General features: G+C 58.4%; 17 protein-coding genes. 3 read left to right on the top strand and 14 right to left on the bottom strand.

Translation table 11 applies throughout. The features are described 5' to 3' along the window. Positions 1 to 2: 2 nt before the first annotated feature. Positions 3 to 320 carry a hypothetical protein gene (locus tag VO84_RS12110; RefSeq protein WP_058187856.1) on the bottom strand — a complete coding sequence of 106 codons (318 nt, stop codon included), beginning with the start codon at positions 318 to 320 and terminating at the stop codon, positions 3 to 5. 30 nt (positions 321 to 350) lie between these two features. Between VO84_RS12110 and VO84_RS12105 the strand changes: the two genes are divergently transcribed. Then, on the top strand, positions 351 to 1142 hold the full coding sequence (locus tag VO84_RS12105; protein WP_058187855.1) for a hypothetical protein: 792 nt from the start codon (positions 351 to 353) through the stop codon (positions 1140 to 1142). A 492-nt stretch (positions 1143 to 1634) separates the two neighbouring features. Here VO84_RS12105 and VO84_RS12100 read toward each other — a convergent pair whose 3' ends face one another. The 9 genes from VO84_RS12100 to mutL all read right to left on the bottom strand — a co-directional run bounded on the left by VO84_RS12100 (position 1635) and on the right by mutL (position 11480). Further along, positions 1635 to 1931 (bottom strand): RcnB family protein, encoded by a 297-nt coding sequence (locus tag VO84_RS12100; protein WP_058187854.1) that lies wholly within the window; start codon positions 1929 to 1931, stop codon positions 1635 to 1637. 222 nt (positions 1932 to 2153) lie between these two features. Continuing rightward, complete coding sequence (locus tag VO84_RS23160; RefSeq protein ID WP_269431424.1) at positions 2154 to 2750, bottom strand: RcnB family protein; 597 nt, start codon at positions 2748 to 2750, stop codon at positions 2154 to 2156. A gap of 143 nt (positions 2751 to 2893) precedes the next feature. Next, complete coding sequence (locus VO84_RS12090) at positions 2894 to 4198, bottom strand: dihydroorotase (RefSeq protein WP_058187852.1); 1305 nt, start codon at positions 4196 to 4198, stop codon at positions 2894 to 2896. After that, positions 4195 to 5235 carry an aspartate carbamoyltransferase catalytic subunit gene (locus VO84_RS12085; protein WP_082661927.1) on the bottom strand — a complete coding sequence of 347 codons (1041 nt, stop codon included), beginning with the start codon at positions 5233 to 5235 and terminating at the stop codon, positions 4195 to 4197. Before VO84_RS12085 ends, VO84_RS12090 begins: the two co-directional genes overlap by 4 nt. A 79-nt stretch (positions 5236 to 5314) precedes the next feature. Then, positions 5315 to 5884, bottom strand: coding sequence for a bifunctional pyr operon transcriptional regulator/uracil phosphoribosyltransferase PyrR (gene pyrR / locus VO84_RS12080; RefSeq protein WP_058187851.1), 570 nt, complete (start codon positions 5882 to 5884; stop codon positions 5315 to 5317). A 96-nt stretch (positions 5885 to 5980) separates the two neighbouring features. Next, a complete protein-coding gene (locus VO84_RS12075) occupies positions 5981 to 6565 on the bottom strand; it encodes a hypothetical protein (protein ID WP_157439856.1) in 585 nt (194 codons plus the stop codon). A gap of 682 nt (positions 6566 to 7247) precedes the next feature. Continuing rightward, positions 7248 to 7955: a (d)CMP kinase gene (gene cmk, locus VO84_RS12070; protein WP_058187849.1), complete on the bottom strand. Its 708-nt coding sequence runs from the start codon at positions 7953 to 7955 to the stop codon at positions 7248 to 7250. Then, entirely contained in the window at positions 7952 to 9160 is a 1209-nt protein-coding gene (locus VO84_RS12065) for a hypothetical protein (RefSeq protein WP_157439855.1), read from the bottom strand. The genes cmk and VO84_RS12065 overlap by 4 nt, the downstream gene beginning before the upstream one ends. A 313-nt stretch (positions 9161 to 9473) precedes the next feature. After that, positions 9474 to 11480 carry a DNA mismatch repair endonuclease MutL gene (mutL, locus tag VO84_RS12060; protein WP_058187847.1) on the bottom strand — a complete coding sequence of 669 codons (2007 nt, stop codon included), beginning with the start codon at positions 11478 to 11480 and terminating at the stop codon, positions 9474 to 9476. Between the two features lie 110 nt (positions 11481 to 11590). On the opposite strand from mutL, the gene VO84_RS12055 reads away from it, so the two are divergent. Continuing rightward, positions 11591 to 12193, top strand: a complete 603-nt coding sequence (locus VO84_RS12055) for a hypothetical protein (RefSeq protein WP_058187846.1) — start codon at positions 11591 to 11593, stop codon at positions 12191 to 12193. Between the two features lie 159 nt (positions 12194 to 12352). Here VO84_RS12055 and add read toward each other — a convergent pair whose 3' ends face one another. The 4 genes from add to VO84_RS22845 form a co-directional block, all read right to left on the bottom strand. Further along, positions 12353 to 13387 carry an adenosine deaminase gene (gene add, locus VO84_RS12050; protein ID WP_058187845.1) on the bottom strand — a complete coding sequence of 345 codons (1035 nt, stop codon included), beginning with the start codon at positions 13385 to 13387 and terminating at the stop codon, positions 12353 to 12355. Between the two features lie 51 nt (positions 13388 to 13438). Further along, positions 13439 to 13936, bottom strand: coding sequence for a nuclear transport factor 2 family protein (locus VO84_RS12045; protein ID WP_058187844.1), 498 nt, complete (start codon positions 13934 to 13936; stop codon positions 13439 to 13441). A 41-nt stretch (positions 13937 to 13977) separates the two neighbouring features. Further along, entirely contained in the window at positions 13978 to 15552 is a 1575-nt protein-coding gene (locus VO84_RS12040; RefSeq protein WP_058187843.1) for an amino acid permease, read from the bottom strand. A 145-nt stretch (positions 15553 to 15697) separates the two neighbouring features. After that, a complete protein-coding gene (locus VO84_RS22845) occupies positions 15698 to 15853 on the bottom strand; it encodes a hypothetical protein (RefSeq protein WP_197414003.1) in 156 nt (51 codons plus the stop codon). A 150-nt stretch (positions 15854 to 16003) separates the two neighbouring features. Here VO84_RS22845 and VO84_RS12035 point away from each other — a divergent pair, with 150 nt between their 5' ends. After that, positions 16004 to 16366: a VOC family protein gene (locus tag VO84_RS12035; protein ID WP_082661926.1), complete on the top strand. Its 363-nt coding sequence runs from the start codon at positions 16004 to 16006 to the stop codon at positions 16364 to 16366. Positions 16367 to 16390: the final 24 nt, after the last annotated feature.

Here is a 16390-nt window from a genome sequence, read left to right as displayed (position 1 = left end):
CTCTACTTTAAGAACTTGGCTCGAACCCAGAGCGTGAGAAAAAACGGCAGCGCCAGTGCCAGCACCCCCATCGACGCGGGAAAGCCCACATCGCGGTAGCTCATCGCAAAATCCACTCCCGCATGCCCTGCCATCCGCCACACCAGCAGCGAAAAGATCGCCACCATCGTCGTCAAGCAAAAGGTGATGATTGCGGAAGCAAACGAGAGCAGCAGACTGCTGAAAAGCCCAAAGCCCTTGAGCGGAAATCCAAAAATCTTTCCTGACTCGCCCTTTTCACTACCGGGTTGCCGAAATTCTGTCTGTTGTATCGCCGTCATAGGGTCACTCATCTAGAATACAAGTTCTGTATGACATCGAGCGCTCAGATCGAATTATGGCAGGCGGAGAAAGTGGCTTCGCAAGCCAGCGTCTCCACTGCTTCGAATGGCATCCGTTACACCTCATGGGGGGAGACCCGTCTTCCCGAATCGGATCTCGAACGCCTCGTCAGCGCCGTTCCCGCCTCCATGTCCGACGCTCTCGCGCGCCGCACCTATTACTTTGTGCCGCTTGCCATTGCAGACACTGGCGAAACCCTCATCGCTCCCGGTTACACTGTCGATCTCGGCGACCGTGCCGTCTGCCATCGCAACGCCAGCTTAGGCACAACGGATGCTGTCTTTCTCTCTACGCGTCTCGTCGAAGACCGCTTCGGCCTCGCCTTTGAATTCTTCATCAATATCGCGCACAATTTTGTCGACGCCGCGGGCGTCCCCGGCAGCTTCGGCGATCTCGTCTGGTCGCAGGCCCAGGCTCAGGTTCGGGGAGAAACCAGCGTGGACGCATGGGAATCCCGCCGCCGTGCGCTCAACTCCGGGCTCGCTTCCAGGCTGCCGAACGACGATCACAAGCGGTCCCGTGACAGCAAGCCGATGACAGACGAGCAAGCCCGCAGCCAGTACGCCGAGGCCACATTCTCAGACGCGCTCGCCATCTACATGCTTGCTCTCGCGGTGGATTTCGACTACCACGACCTGCGTGAGCGCGAGTACCCGCTTCTCGCCGCTCCCGCCCTCGCGGAGCGCCTCCGCCACATTGCCAATCTCTTTCCCGCCAATCCCGGCTTCGAGTTCCAGATCCTTTACCGGCGCAAGGGTTAACTTCCGGCACGGCAACGATTTGCCAATTTACCGAATCTGTTGAGAAGAACGGATGCGCGATCTCGCTATCCGTTTCTTTTTCATAGACTTAAGCTTTCATGAGACTTAAAGAATTACAGATTTACAGAATCTGTACGGGGGAAAAATTTTGCTTTTTCTTTTTCTCACCCGGCGCAAGTTATTCATTTTTATATAGTTTATACCAATTTTATGCTTAGAAAAAAGCTGCGAAAATGCGGTCAAAACCCGGTGAAAATACCACTTTTGAAGTCCAACCTGTCTTCCTGGCGGAGAATCTTTGCGGCAGAAAAACATGAAGGCCCGAATCCTTGGATTCGGGCCTTGTTTTAGGTCTGATTATGAGTGTGGCATAGATGGACTTTATTCTATGCAAACTTTCTGAGGGCACTTTTGCACGAAAGTAACGTTGAGTAAAGCGGCTGACGGGACTACCCGCAATCGCTTTTTTACGCCAGGTTCAACCCTGTGCGTTTAGTGAGCTATGACTACCGACGCAACCACGCCGCTGGATGACTCGCCCAACACGAAGTTGCCGTCCACACGACGCCATTCGTAACCGTTCGGCGGCTGGCGCAGCTTGTACTGTTTCCAATTGTCGATGTGGTCTCCGCGGCCCCAGTCCTCCTGCTTCATGTGGTATCCCTTCTTCCACTCAGCATGGTGAACATAATGACCGTTGTCGTGATGGTCTTGAGCAAGGACTACGTTCGTTCCCATAAGTGCTATGCCCAGCAATGGGATAGCGGCGAGTCTCTGAATACGGTGCATAGATTCTCCTCGAATAATCTAAGTACTTCCAGGACCATTTGATTCTCAGGATTGCGTCCGTGTTGCCCCTCTGGATTTTTCCGCCGGCACAACCTTCCACATTAGGAAGAGCGCAAGTTGTATCCTCGGGATTCGCGGGCACTTAGCCTGCACCCACAAAACAAAAACCCCGGCAGCCTTTTCGGGCCACCGGGATTTTGTTTCCGTTTTGAGCTGTGCAGCTTATTGCATCGCCGCTGCAATGATCGAGGAAATGATCCCGGTAGCAACTGCGGCCAGCACAAAGTTCCCATCAATATAGCGCCACTCATACCCATACGGCGGTTGAACCAAGTGGTAGTGGTGCCAATCGTTGATCACCATGCCCCTCCGCCAGTAGTCAGGCGGCAGGCGGTATCCTCTGCGCCAGTTGTCATGGCGAATATATCCTCCACCCCCTCCTGGTGGCCTGGGTGGATGCCACTGATGTGGCGGGCCCGGAGGGCGCGACGGACCTGGACCCGGCGGACGTGGACGTGGCGGCGGTCCGGGCGGTCTCGACGGGCCACCATGCCCAGGCGGTGGACCGGGCGGGCGGGATGGCCCCGGTTTCGGAGGCCGATTCGGCCCTTGTGCCGGTGGTCTGCCAGGCTGCGTGGGCGGTCTACCCGGCTGTCCGGGTGGTTTACCGGGTTGTCCTGGTGGTCTGCCCGGCTGGCCAGGCGGTTTCGATGAATTCGGTGGCCGGCTTGGTCCCTGAGACGGCGGGCGCGATGGTTTGCTCGGCCCCTGGGAAGGTGAGCCAGGCTTATTAGGCGGCGGCCCCTGTGCGATCCCCATGCCGCCAGCCATCATCGTGCCCAGTAGGGACTGGGCGAGCATTTTGCGTGCGTTGCGTGCGAACCGCATAGATTCCCTCACGTATTTCCGGACCCATAGTAGTTTGGATTCGCCCTTGCCGCAAATTATTCTTTTGCGCCGGCTTAATTGCCGTACACCACGCGCCCCTCGCTCACCGTCCAGCGCACTTTGCCCAGCATCGTCCAGCCATCAAACGGCGTGTTCCGCGACTTCGACTTGCCCTCCGCCGCCCGGTACACCCACTCTACATTTGGGTCAAAGACAATCACATCAGCAAAGCTGCCCACGGCCAGCGTTCCGCGCCCTCTCAGCCCCAGCACCGCCGCAGGCTGTGCGCTCAGCAGGCTCAGCACCCGTCCCAACGGCATCTTCGCCTCACGATGCAGCCATGCCAGGCATAGTCCCAGCGCAGTCTCCAGGCCCGTAATCCCATTCGGAGCGCGCTCAAACTCAACTTCCTTCTCGTGGCTTGCATGCGGCGCATGATCGGTGGCAATCGCGTCCACCACGCCGTCCATAATCGCTTCCAGCATCGCGTCGCGGTCCGCTGCACTTCGCAGCGGCGGATTCATCTTGCAGTGCGTGTCGTAGTGGCCCACATGCTCATCCGTCAGCAGAAAATGGTGCGGAGCCACCTCGCATGTCACTCGCAACCCGTTCCGCCGCGCCTGCCGCACTGCCTCAATCGCCTTTGACGTTGAGGTATGCGCCACATGCAGGTGCACCTTGTCTGAGCGCAGATCCTGCACGAGCCGGATGTCGCGCTCCACCAGCCCTGACTCGGCCTCCACGGGCATTCCTCGCAGTCCCAGCCGAAACGCCACAGGCCCCACATTCATGCTTGCGCCCACAGTCATCCGCGTATCTTCCGCATGCTGAATTACGCTCAGCCCCACGCGGCTCGCTGCGGCCAGCGTATCGCGCATCACGCTGTCCTTCAGAATCGGATGCCCGTCATCGGTCACGGCAACGCACCCCGCAGCCTTCAGCGCGGCAAAGTCATTCAGCGTCTCGCCCTTCGATCCGCGCGTTGCCGCACCAATGGGGAATACACGCACGCTGGCGCCGCGCTCGGGCGACTGCATCCACCGCGTAATCTCCGGCGAGTCATTCACGGGAATCGTATTGGGCATCGCCGCCACAGCCGTAAATCCACCCGCGGCCGCCGCCGCCGTCCCTGTCGCAATCGTCTCTTTGTAACCCTGGCCCGGCTCTCGCAGATGCACGTGAATGTCGATCAGGCCCGGCGCAACCACCAGCCCCTTTGCGTCCAGAATCTGCGCGCCTGCTGCCTGCTTCAATTTTCCCGGCGCGGCTACTTCCGCAACCCGGCCATCCTTCAGCAGAATGTCCTTCGGCGCATCGATTCCCGTGCCTGGATCGATCAGATGGCCGCCCTTGATGGCAATCGCACTCGTCGGACTCATACGCGCTTCTCCGTTCTGCCTGCGCCAAGCGCGCGTTCAATCACCGCCATGCGAATCGCCAGTCCGTGCGTCACCTGCTCCAGAATCGCGGACTGCGGCCCATCCGCCACGCCGCCCGTAATCTCCAGGCCGCGAATGATCGGCCCCGGATGCATCACGACAGCCTTAGGCGCTAACCGCGCGAGGCGCTCGCCGGTCAGTTGATACCCCGCTTTATACTCGTCGAGATCAAGCTGTAAGCCGGCCAGCCGCTCCGCCTGAATGCGCAGCATCATTGCCACCCGCGAGCGGCTCAGCGCCGCCTCAAAATCCCGCTCAATTCTCACACCCGGTGTTTCCGCCACAGCAATCTCCGGCAACAGCTCCTTTGGGCCGCATAGCAACACCTGCGCGCCCAGTCGCGGCAGTAGCAGCATATTCGACCGCGCCACGCGGCTGTGCAGAATGTCGCCCGTAATGGTTACTGTTACGCCGGCAAGCGTCTCCGGTCCGGCGATTGGCCCCACCTTCTTCCCGACGGATTTCCCGCTATTCGGAACCAGGTGTGCCAGAATCGTCCGCAGATCGAGCAGCGCCTGCGTGGGATGCTCATGCATCCCATCGCCGGCATTGAGCACCGGCAGCCGCGTCGACTCTTCCAGCAACCACGCCCCGCCCGACAAGCTGTGCCGAAGGATAATTGCCTCCGCGCCCAGTGCCCGCAGGTTCAGCCCCGTATCCTTCAGGCTCTCGCCCTTCTCAATGCTTGAGGAAAGATTCGACACCAGCGCCGTATCCGCGCCCAGAGCCTTGGCCGCCAGCTCAAAGCTGGTTCTTGTCCGAGTGGAAGCCTCGTAGAACAGGAGCGCCACGCGGCGCTTGATCAGTATGCGGTCGCGCGTCAGCGGGTCCTGTTTTTCAAGCGCCGTCGCTCGCTCAAGAATGTGGTTCAGCTCATCGAGCGAGAGATCGTTGACCGAGAGCAGCGAACCAGGATTGTAAGGAAAAGGGGATGCGGAAACAGGCGGAGTATTCGACTTGCGGCGTACAGCTGTCATGTTAGCTTCTAGCTCTTAGCTATCAGCTCTTAGCTTTTTGCTTTGAGCCAAGCTTCTGGATAAACGCGGTGAACATTCTTCAATCAATTCGCTCAACTAACAAAACCTGCTCGTCCGTATCGACTTCTTGAAACTTTACCTCGATAATCTCCCGGCTGCTCGTCGGGATAGTCCTGCCCACATAGGTCGCTTCAATGGGCAGTTCGCGGTGGCCGCGATCAATCAGCACGGCCAGCTGTACACGCCGCGGCCGTCCATGATCGAAGAGCGCATCCAGAGCTGCGCGAATCGTGCGTCCGGTGTACAGCACGTCGTCGCACAAAATGACATCTTTGCCCACAATGTCCACGCCCAGAGCGCCCACGGTCACAACCGGCTTCAGTCCGGCAGTCGAAAGATCGTCGCGATAGAACTGAATGTCCAGCACGCCCGTCGGCACAGGCGTCTTCTCGATCGTCGAAATCAGCTTGCCCAGGCGCTCCGCCAGCGGCACGCCACGGCGCTTGATGCCGATCAGCACCATGCCTTCGCCGCCCTGGCTCTTCTCGACAATCTCGTGCGCCAGGCGCACCAGCGTGCGCTCGATCTCCGAGGCGGACATCAGCCTGCCCTTCACGCGCAGGGAAGTTTTCTCAGTAGCTTCACTCATCGGGGTATTCTCGTTGTTCCGCTTCTCGACGGATGATACGAGGCAGGGGTGGGACAAGTAAAGCAAAGTGCCAGGAACGAGAAAACATCTTCGTCCTTAGTTCCTCGCCTGTGTCCTCATCATCAGCTTCGCGCCCAGCGCACCGCCCGCCACGGCCAGGCCCACCAGCATGAACTCAATCAGCATCAGGCCGCCAATCGTAGACCCCGCTCGTCCTTCCGCAGAAAGCAACCATGCTGTCAATGACTTGAAGACCGCACCTGTCGTCTGGGGATCCTGACTGGCCGCGCTTGCCTGCTGCCATTGCAGGGAGGTTTGCGCCACAAATGTCTGCCAGAAATCGTCGAAGTCCTTGCCCTGATGAAAAGCAAAACGTTCGAGATAGAGATAGGTTCCCATCGAAGCAAAGGCAATCCATCCCGTAATAAGCCCTGTCACCAGCCCGATGCGCGCACCTGCGCCGGTCGTCAACAGCACTGGACGCTTCGCAGCGCGCTGCCTGCGCACATACAGCAACACGACCCACGCAGCCGCGGCAGCAATCCAAACCAGTCCCAGAAGTCCCAGGAAGGATGTTCCGAAAATCAACCCCGCCGGAATCGCCAGCAGGAGAGCCACGCGCAGCGCCGGCTTCCATTCCACAGCGCCCGGCTCGTGCAGCACCGTGTCCCATTGGTTCACCTGCGAAGGCACAGCTCCTTCTTCACTGGAATACACCAGCTGAGGGAGTCCACAGGAGGGACAATATAAGCCATCCGCGGGGATGGCTTGATGACAGCGGCTACAGGTAATTTCCATCGCTCTGTTAAGAGCCTATCGTACTTTTCCGGCAGAGCACCCAACAGGTAGTCAGTGCAAATGAGAAAGAAGAGATATGAAAGCGGAAGGAAATTAGATCAGGCATGTCCGTTCTGAGCAATAACGTGATTCTTCTTTTTGCGCTTGTGACGCAAAGAAAGCGCCGTTCCCAGATAGGTAAAATCCCGTTCCTTACAGATCTTGCAGCGAATCGGATAACGCAGAACCAGCAATCTGCTTAGATCCGCTCGGCGGAGATGTGAAATGCGAAACTCCTGGGACCCACAGCTTCGACACACAGGCAACGACATACCAACACTCCCATACTTTCCGTTCGGCGATTCGAGCTTAGAAACGACGCGCAGCGAAGTCTGGCCAAAAGCTCATTGTTAGTCTTTATTCTAGTTTTGTCTGAAATATGGTCGGCTCAAGGCCAGAATCCCAAAAGGGGAAGTACCCCTAGAGTGACACAGTTGATAGTCGATTTAGTAAATTATTTCTAAAAATCCACATGGCAAACTTACTCCGCCCCATTGTTAAATGCGCTTTTTTTGAAAAACACTCTTCAGGCCAGACGGGCCTCGACAAGCCGCTCCGCCACCTTCACTGCCTCAGCCAGCGTCATATCGGTCGAGTCCAGCACAACCGCATCCTCAGCCGGCTTCAGCGGTGAATCCGCGCGATTCCGATCGCGTTTATCGCGTTCGCGCAACTCCAGAATCACTTCATCCGGCTGCCGTTCGGTATGCGCGCCCATCTGCTCGAATCGCCGCATTCCCCGCACCTCGGGCGCGGCATCCAGAAAAATCTTCACGTCCGCGTGCGGAAAAACCACCGTTCCAATATCGCGGCCTTCCATCACCACGCCGCCGGCAGAGCCCATCTGCTGCTGCAGACGCACCATCCATGCCCGGATCACAGGAAACACGCTCACGCGCGAGGCCGCATCCGTCACAGCCGCATTTCGCAGCTCCCCGGTCACATCCTCGCCGTCGAGAAAGACGCGATTCTCCCCCGATGTAGGCACAAGATGAATGATGGTTTCTCCGGCAAGTCGCTCTAAAGCGCTGCTTTCATCCAGAGAGAGTGCCGCACGCAGCGCCTTAAGCGCAAACGCGCGATACATCGCCCCGGTTTCCAGATTGAGCAGCCCGAAGTGCCGCGCGAGATGGCGCGCAATCGTGCTCTTGCCGGCCCCTGCGGGGCCGTCAATCGCAACGATGATCTTTGGAGCAGATGCAGACGAGTGTTCTGAATGAAACTCCGTGCTCATCCGCGCTTCTTGGTCCCCTGCTTGCCACGGAAGCTGCTACCAGCCAGCGCCGGTTTCCGCCTCGGGCCCGCGGCTCCTGCTGCAGTGCGGCTCAGCCCGCCACGGCGCACCGCGGAAGCCGGTTTCGCCGAAGTAGTCGTCCTGCTGCTTCCAGGTCTGCTGCTTCCTGGCCTGTTGCTGCTCGCCGGACGGCTGCTGCCGCTCCGCACATGCCCATTGCTGCTCGCGGTCTTGCTTCCAGCGCTTTTTGCCGGGCGGCTTTCCGCCGACCGGGCTCTGCTGGTCGTCGCTCCGGGCTTGCGCGTTCCTGCTGCGTGTGCAGCTCCATGGCCGGATGAACCGTGCCCATTCCGGCTGAAGTGCGGACGCGCGCCGTTCTTGTTCTTCGCGCCGCCGTTGCGGACAGCACTCTCTTCCTCGCGCCCGGCGGAAACCGTCTCTACCGGTTCCACGTGGCTGTCTTCCAGCTCTTCCTCGCGGCCATAGTACCCGCCGCCGCCGGACCTGTATCCGTTTCCATAGCTGCCGGAATAACCGGATGCACCGTAGCCATATCCGCCCAGCGTCGCGCTGGCGTAGATCTGCGGAGCCACACTAAATTCCGGCAGCGTTCCTGCCACGTAGAAATGAGGCGCATGTCCCATCGACAGCGTATGCACCTGCCGCGTCGCCACCAGTCCGCGCAGGACTTCACGGATTTTGCTCCGCGCTGTCAGCGCCGCCAGGAACAGCTCCACCTCTTCCATGCTGGCGGCAATCACAGCCTGCAGGAAGATCGATGCCAATACTGAAATCGCCGTTACCTGCGAAGTTGAGGCTCCCTCGGCAATCGCCTTCTGGAAACGCACCCGCAGAAGCTGCCATTTTGCAGCCTTGCCCGGCGCCGCAATTACGGGAATAATGCGCAGTTGCTGCCACAGCTCTGTAATGGCGCGCAGCACCGCCACCTCGGTCACGCCCTGGCCGAGAATCGTTTTTAATTCGGAGATATTTGCTTCGCCCTGCTCAAGGCGCTTGTAAGCCTGAATGGCCAGCGGAGAAACCTGACGCGATCCCGTCAACTGCGGAACCCTGCGCCAGTCACGATCGCCGCGGAGTGCATACACATAGGGAAGCACCCACGTTGCCACAATATAATCCGGCTGTTCGCCCGGCTGGCCTAGCAGGTTCAGTCGAACCGCCACATTGTCCAGCTCGAGTCGCACCAGCAATTCCTCAGCCAGCGCAATCTGTTTTGGGCCCGGTGCCGAACTCCTCTCCCCAGCTACCGCCTCCACAAACGAAGGTGCAAGCGAAGGGGTCGACTGTTTCCGCGGCAAAAAGAGACACAAGCCCGTCTCTTCAATCCACGTCCGGGCATCCTCCAAAGTAAGGGCCCCAATTCCATTTTGGCGCATCCGTTCGGCGCGCGCTGCTTCCAATTGCTCCGATGTCAAAGAAGAACCTCTTTTCCAAGGCTGGCGTTCTCGCCGGGCAGTCCCGCCCCCTGGGGGTGGGCTGCCGCCTTCCTATTACCTGTCAAATACGGTGGAAGGCCCGCTGGATCTCTCTCCAAGAATACAACAAAGCGATTGGACGTCCATGTGGGCAGCTGGTTGGGTGTTCTGTCCTGGCCAACTCCAACAATAGCCACTCAATTATCGCCGGGTCAAGTGGCGTATTCACCTTAATCGCAGCATGGCATGCAATGGACGCCGCAATACGCGTCTTGAGCGCGCTAAGGCTATGATTCTGCGCGTTTTCGTGAACTTCCGTATCTACGCCCGCGCCGCTTGCTCCACTCGTCTGCTCAATCACCTGCTGCAGCATCCGCTCCAGCTGCGCGCCTTCCAGACCCACCGGCGCGGCTTTCACCGCCAGCGTCTGCGGCCCAAATGGCTCCGCCTCAAACCCGTTCCGCTCCAATTCAGCCGCAATCTCTGCAAATACAACCATTTGCGCCGGTTTTAGCTCTACCAGAAGCGGCATGAGCAGCCTCTGGCGCTGCACGTTTTCCACAGCCCGCTCGCGCAAAATTTTTTCAAATAAAACCCGCTCGTGTGCGACATGCTGATCAATGATCCAAAGCCCTTCCGGCCCAGTCGCCAGGATGAACGACTCCTTAAGTTGCCCCAAAGGCTTCAGCCCCGCCAGATGATTCAGCGTCTCCGCCGCCTGCCGCGCTTCCACCTCCGCTGTAGCCACCGCGTAATCATTTGATTCCGTTGCGTTTGAAACCAGAGCTTCTGCGAGCGCAGCCAAGCCGCCCGCCAGGTCTGGAACTGGAGAGGTAAACGGCAGCCGCACTGGCTCCGGAGGTAGCTCAAACTCCGTCAGTTGAAATGGCTCAGCCTCTGCCGCGCCCACCGGCTCGGAATCCGGCTGTGGAGGACCCAAAATAGACGAGCCCGGAAGCCTCGACTCTGCCGGAGGCATCAGCGATGGGCTCGCATTCGGTGCATCCAGCGAAGCCGCAAACGCCGCTACAGGCCGCGCTTTCACCAGCGCCATCCGTAGGCTGTCCCGCACAAAATCGTGAATCACGCCCGATTGCCGGAACCGCACTTCCGTCTTCGCCGGATGCACATTCACATCCACCTCTTCGGGCGGCATCTCCAGAAAAAGCAGTACAACAGGAAAAGAGGTCGGCGGAATAATGTTCCGGTACGCCTCTGACACCGCATGAAGCAGCAGCCGGTCGCGAATAAGCCGCTTATTGATAAAGATATAAATCGAATTCCGATTCAGTTTCTGTAGCTCCGGCTTGGAATAAAACCCCGTCAGCCGCAACTGTCCCGGGGCGCGTTTCGGCTCATCGGGATCCACCTTCCACGGCGGCGGTTCCGGCAATCCCCCACGCTCCAGTTTCAGCTCCGCAGCCACCGGAAGCAGCTTCTCAAGCGTGTCCTTGCCAAAAATCTGGTACACCCGCTCCGCCGTCCGCGTCACCGGCGGTGCGGAAACCAGCGTATGACTCGCCGAAACCAGCTCAAAATGCTTTTCCGGATGCACGAGCGCGTAATGCGTCACCAGCGCTGTCACATGCGAGAGCTCTGTCGCCTCCGCCCGCAGAAATTTCCGCCTCGCCGGCGTATTGAAGAACAGGTCTGAGACGCTGATCGTCGTCCCGCGCGCCAGGGCCGCATCTTCCACATGCAGAATCTTCCCGCCGGCAATCTCGATTCGCGTTCCTGCCTCATCGTCACTGGTCTCGAGCTTCACCCGCGCAACCGATGCAATCGAAGGCAGAGCCTCCCCGCGAAACCCCAGCGTCGCAATCGAGAGCAGATCGTCCGCCGTCCTCAGCTTGCTCGTCGCATGGCGCTCAAAGGCCAGCAGCGCATCGTCGCGGTTCATCCCGATTCCGTCATCCGCAATTCGAATCAGCTTGCGCCCGCCGGCTTCCACTTCAACTCGAATGCGCGTCGCACCAGCGTCCAGCGAATTCTCCAGCAGCTCCTTCACCACCGATGCTGGCCGGTCTACAACTTCGCCCGCGGCAATTTGGTTTGCGACCTGGTCAGAGAGGATTCGGATGCGGCCCATAAGATTTCAGCCTAACGCAAAGCGAAGAATCAGTGGGCGTACATGAAGGTAGGAAAAGTAGTCCGTTATTCAATTTGGATTATTCTTAGCTGCAATCAGGAAAATACCGAATGACTTTAGAAGACATCGATCAGACGCTACCAAACGGATTCCACGACGCCACTATCAGCGAAATTACACACAATTACATCCACGCCACACTCAAGTTCAAGATTGAGGTTCTGGTTGGATTGCCCGATATGCCTCCGCAAGATCGAAGCCGCTACCGGCAAGCAGAATTGCTTTTTCGTGGCGTTTTGTTTTGCATAATCGAGAGTCCAGATTTTGAATCTGCGTTCAAACATCCGGGAAACTATGGTTCAGTTTCAGCAGAATGGAACCGCAAACAATACCGGAAGAGCTGGCAAAAACCATCCCATCTCAAGCACTCTGCTATTCCTTTTTCGTTCTTGATTGGCACTCCAGCATCCATGTTGCAGTTGCTGATGTGGAGTTATCTTGGCTGGATTAACAAATGCGCCTACAGATGGCGCCGAAGGCGCAGTCCGCCCTGCGCGCAGCAGCTAAATACCGACCCCAAACTCATTCGCCGTTTGCTGCTCTCCCTCGGCATGGGAGAAAAAGTCATACGGCGTCCGCTTGTTGAACTTATACCGGCACCGCAACTCATAGCCGACCAGGAAGCTCAGTCCAGCCAGAGCCATGCCCGCTGAGAACCATCCCACCACGCGCAGCGCTTTGCGCTCGCTGTGCGGCTCAACAATGGAAAGTATTTCCGATTCTCTGGACATAATTGGAACGGCCCCCTTGCACGCATAATAGCGCATTTTGCCTTTGATTGGCTCGTAAGTCCAGGCAGACGCGCACTTTCGTTACTCTGTTGTGTGAATCTGGTCCAGCCAGCGTTTCTTTTCCTCTTTGGGAAGAAAGCTCGCTGTAATCGAGTTCGCCGCAAGCTGACGCAATTCCTCCTGCGTAAATCCCTGCTCCGTCGCCGCCAGCAGATACTCGTTCTCAAGATCCGAGCCAAAAAACGCCGGATCATCCGAGTTCAGCGTCACTAGCAGCCCTTCATCGAAATACTTTCGCAGAGGATGCGCCGCAAACGAAGCACAATTCCCGGTCCGCACATTGGAAGTCGGATTCAGCTCCACCGGAACCTTCCGGTCCTTTAACTCTAGGGTCAGTTTCTCGTCATCCTGTGCGGACAGGGCATGGCCAATCCGCTCGGAACCAATCGCCAGCGCCTCCCAGATCGCAGAAGCCGGCGTCGTCTCGCCCGCATGATTCGTAAGCCTCAACCCTTCAGCCTTCGCTTCGGCGTACATCTCGCGGAACGGCTCTGAGCCGCGCTGCCGCTCATCGCCGCCCAGGCCAATTCCGATGATCGATGGATACTGCGTGCGCATCGCGGCAGCTTTTTTGAAGACCCGCTCGGCTTCGGGAACCGTAAAGTGCCGCACGGCGTCGAAGATCCAGTAGAGAGAGAGTCCAAGTTCTTTTTCTGACCGCTCGCGCGCCCGTTCCAGTCCTTCAAAGATTGGCTCAAACACGCCCCGCGCATGGTTGCGCCACATATAAATCACGCCCACCGAGATATACACCTCGGCATGCACCACGCCCTGCTCTGCGAGCCGCTGGCACATCCGCCACGCGGCAAGCTCATAGTGCTCCGGCCCGCTCAGCAGTCGCGTCACGGCTTTGAATGCCTCAATGAATCCGGTGAAGTCTGTGAACTGATACAGCTTCTCCGCATCTTCCAGCGTCAGCGGCTTTTCATCCTGACGCACGCTCAGCTCCACCAACGTTGCTGGCGTAATCGTGCCTTCGAGATGCAGATGCAGCTCCGCCTTCGGCAGTCTGCGGATGAAGCCTTGCACATCAGATTGAGGTACCGTGCGATCCATTACTTCTCAGTTTAGTGGCCAGGGGGTGCGCCCGACATCGCCCGCACTCGATCACCGCTTCGGCGTCGCCATATCCTGTACGGCGATGATCTGCCATTTGCCATTGCGCTTGAGCCAGGTGTCAGTCCAGGTAAGGCCGCGGTCGATGGGCTTGCCGTTGGAGTCTTTACGCACTGAGGTCTCGCTGCCGTAGATGATGGCGATGTCAGGCCCATAGTACCGAACGCGCGCGCCAAGCAGCTTGCAGCCGCTCGCTTCAGCGCGTTTCTCATGCCGCTTCATCAGGTCGGCCTTGGTGTAGATCGGGCCCTCCGGCGCTGTGCCCACAAAGTCCTCGGCCACGGCTTCGGCCACTACATTGCTTGGTTCGCACTCCAGCACGGCCCACTTTCGCTCGAGCTCGATGAGTTGCTTTGCCACCGGGTCGTTCGCGTCAGCCCAGCGGCCCGCGCTTGATTGCGCTGTAGCAGTCGTGAGGCTGGTTGCCGCAAGCAGGACCGCGAGAGCACATCGACACATCCACTGCACATCGAACCTTGTTCGCTGCATGCACAATCTCCTCAGTTTCTTGGCGAGTGCTTTCTATTGATTTATCTTGACCCTGTCGCCTTCGGTGCGCGCGCAAACTCCGACCGGTGCCGACTGTAAAGGAAGTAGACCACCAGCCCAATCACCAGCCAGACTATAAATCGGAGCCACGTGATAATCGGCAGTCCCGACATCAGCAGGAAGCAGAAAACTACGCTCAGCGCCGGAATCACCGGCCCGCCCGGCACGCGAAAACCGCGGTGGCGCTCCGGCTCGCGATACCGCAGCACGATCACGCCGATCGATACCAGCACAAACGCGAATAGCGTGCCGATGTTCGACAGGTCTGCCAGCGTGCCGATGTCAAACAGTCCTGAAGGAATCGCCACCACGAATCCCGCCACCCACGTAGAAAACGCAGGCGTGCGGTAAATCTTGTGGACGTCCGAAAAGACCTTCGGCAGCAACCCATCGCGCGACATGGAGAACCACACGCGTGACTGGCCAAGCTGATACACCAGCAGCGAGGACAGCATGCCCATCAGCGCGCCGACCAGGATTACCAGCCGCACCCAGTGCAGCGGATGCCCACCCGGCAGCCCGGAAAGCTTCTTCAGCGCATTCACCACCGGCGCCGCATCGCCCACCATGGAATTCCACGGCACAAGCCCTGTGAGGCATACCGCTACGGCAACGTACAGCACCGTGCAGACAATCAGCGTGGCAATAATTCCAATCGGCAGATCCCGCTGCGGCCTCTTGCACTCCTCCGCTGCCGTCGAAACCGAATCGAACCCAATATAGGTGAAGAAAATAATCGACCCGCCCGTCAGCACTCCGCTCAGCCCATTCGGCATAAACGGATGCCAGTTGGTCGGGTGAATAAAGTGGATCGCCGCAGTCACAAAGATCATGATGGCAATCAGCTTGATGCCCACCATCATGTTGTTTGTTGAAGCCGATTCGCGAATGCCCCGCACCAGGATGACGGTAAGAAACAGCACCACCAGAAAGGCCGGAATATTAAACCCGAAGTGCCATCCCGGCTGATAAATCCAATTCCCTGCCAGGTCCTGCAACCCGCCCGGTAGATACGCAGGCGAAATCCAGGTAGCCGGAGGGTGCAGCCCAAACCAGTCCAGCAGATCCACCACGTGCGCGGCAAAGCCCACGCTCACCGTCATATTCGATCCGGCATATTCCAGGATCAGATCCCATCCGATGATCCACGCCACCAGCTCGCCCAGCGTTGCATAGGTGTACGTGTATGCAGAACCCGCAATCGGAATCATCGACGCCAGCTCCGCATAGCAGAGCCCCGTCAGCGCACACACGATCGCCACCAGCATCAGCGAAACTGCAATCGCCGGTCCCGCGCCGGGCCGTCCAGCCAAAGCTGTGTGATGAATCAGGTAATCTGCCAGCGGCGTGTTCACAATGCTGGAGGTGTCGAACTGCTCGCCGGCAATCGCCGTGCCGATCACGGTAAAAATTCCCGAGCCGATCACCGCGCCAATGCCCAGCGCGGTCAATGACCAGGGCCCAAGCGTCTTCTTCAGCGCGTGCTCCGGTGATTCCGAATCCCGGATCAGCTTGTCAATGGATTTACGGGCGAGCAGTTGGCTGGCCAGATGCATCTCCCCTTCTCATTTACGAGAAGATTCAGCATACACGCCAGTACCCGCTTCCGAAATGGAGATTTCCTTATGCCGCGAAGGAGCCGCAAAAACCTCGCGCCCGGCTGAGTCACTCCGCCGGGCGCGAATCCTGCCACTGCTTAAACTAGCGCTTCGATTGACCGCGCGACAGTTGCTTGACCTTCTGTTTATTGCTGCCGCGCGGGGTGGTCCGCTTCGGCTTCGGAGCAGCCTTCTTGCGCGCCGTGCGCTTTACCTTTTTGCGTTCTGCCTTGTCTTCAATCTTGGTGGTATTCGCCACTGCAAATTCCTCATTCCTCAAAAATCTTCTGCGCCCGGCCAAAGAAACTACGCCGCCCGCACATATAACGTCTATCGTATCAGCCATCTCGATTGAAACCAAGGCAAAACCAGCCCCCTACGGTCCAAATCTCTGCGCTATCCTCGACGCATGGCCGCAAATACACCCACCAAAATGCCTCCCATGAAGATGGCGCGCGTCATCCTCTTCACCGCACAAATGGACCTCATGAGTGACTTTTACGGCCGCATTCTCGGTTTGAAACTCATCTCCGAGGAGAAAGGCTGGCGCGAATTCGCCGCCGGCGGCGCATCCATTGCTCTGCACTCTGGCCCCGCATCGCCCGGAAGCAAAGGCCCCAAGATCGCCTTCCATTCCGCTGACGTTGCCGCACTCCGCGAAACCCTCGTGGCCCGCGGCGCAAAGTTCGGAAAAGTCCGCGAGGGCGAAATCTTCTGCCTCTGCGACGGCAAAGACCCCGACGGCAATCCCATCCAGTTATCCAGCCGCTGACGAGCCTTTGTTTCGGGCTTTATC

This window comes from Occallatibacter gabretensis, from assembly GCF_001449115.1.
In the GTDB taxonomy this organism is placed as follows: Bacteria; Acidobacteriota; Terriglobia; order Terriglobales; family Acidobacteriaceae; genus Telmatobacter; species Telmatobacter gabretensis.
This window is presented reverse-complemented; position numbering and strand designations above follow the sequence as displayed.

Bases quoted from the DNA above. Each gene is read 5' to 3' on its own strand.
- VO84_RS12045 (WP_058187844.1), bottom strand. From the start codon at position 13,936: ATGCAGCGAACAAGGTTCGATGTGCAGTGGATGTGTCGATGTGCTCTC.
- VO84_RS12105 (WP_058187855.1), top strand. From the start codon at position 351: ATGACATCGAGCGCTCAGATCGAATTATGGCAGGCGGAGAAAGTGGCT.
- VO84_RS12040 (WP_058187843.1), bottom strand. From the start codon at position 15,552: ATGCATCTGGCCAGCCAACTGCTCGCCCGTAAATCCATTGACAAGCTG.
- add (WP_058187845.1), bottom strand. From the start codon at position 13,387: ATGGATCGCACGGTACCTCAATCTGATGTGCAAGGCTTCATCCGCAGA.
- cmk (WP_058187849.1), bottom strand. From the start codon at position 7,955: ATGAGCACGGAGTTTCATTCAGAACACTCGTCTGCATCTGCTCCAAAG.
- VO84_RS12100 (WP_058187854.1), bottom strand. From the start codon at position 1,931: ATGCACCGTATTCAGAGACTCGCCGCTATCCCATTGCTGGGCATAGCA.
- VO84_RS23160 (WP_269431424.1), bottom strand. From the start codon at position 2,750: ATGGGGATCGCACAGGGGCCGCCGCCTAATAAGCCTGGCTCACCTTCC.
- VO84_RS12110 (WP_058187856.1), bottom strand. From the start codon at position 320: ATGACGGCGATACAACAGACAGAATTTCGGCAACCCGGTAGTGAAAAG.
- VO84_RS12090 (WP_058187852.1), bottom strand. From the start codon at position 4,198: ATGAGTCCGACGAGTGCGATTGCCATCAAGGGCGGCCATCTGATCGAT.
- pyrR (WP_058187851.1), bottom strand. From the start codon at position 5,884: ATGAGTGAAGCTACTGAGAAAACTTCCCTGCGCGTGAAGGGCAGGCTG.
- VO84_RS12085 (WP_082661927.1), bottom strand. From the start codon at position 5,235: ATGACAGCTGTACGCCGCAAGTCGAATACTCCGCCTGTTTCCGCATCC.
- VO84_RS12055 (WP_058187846.1), top strand. From the start codon at position 11,591: ATGACTTTAGAAGACATCGATCAGACGCTACCAAACGGATTCCACGAC.
- VO84_RS12035 (WP_082661926.1), top strand. From the start codon at position 16,004: ATGGCCGCAAATACACCCACCAAAATGCCTCCCATGAAGATGGCGCGC.
- mutL (WP_058187847.1), bottom strand. From the start codon at position 11,480: ATGGGCCGCATCCGAATCCTCTCTGACCAGGTCGCAAACCAAATTGCC.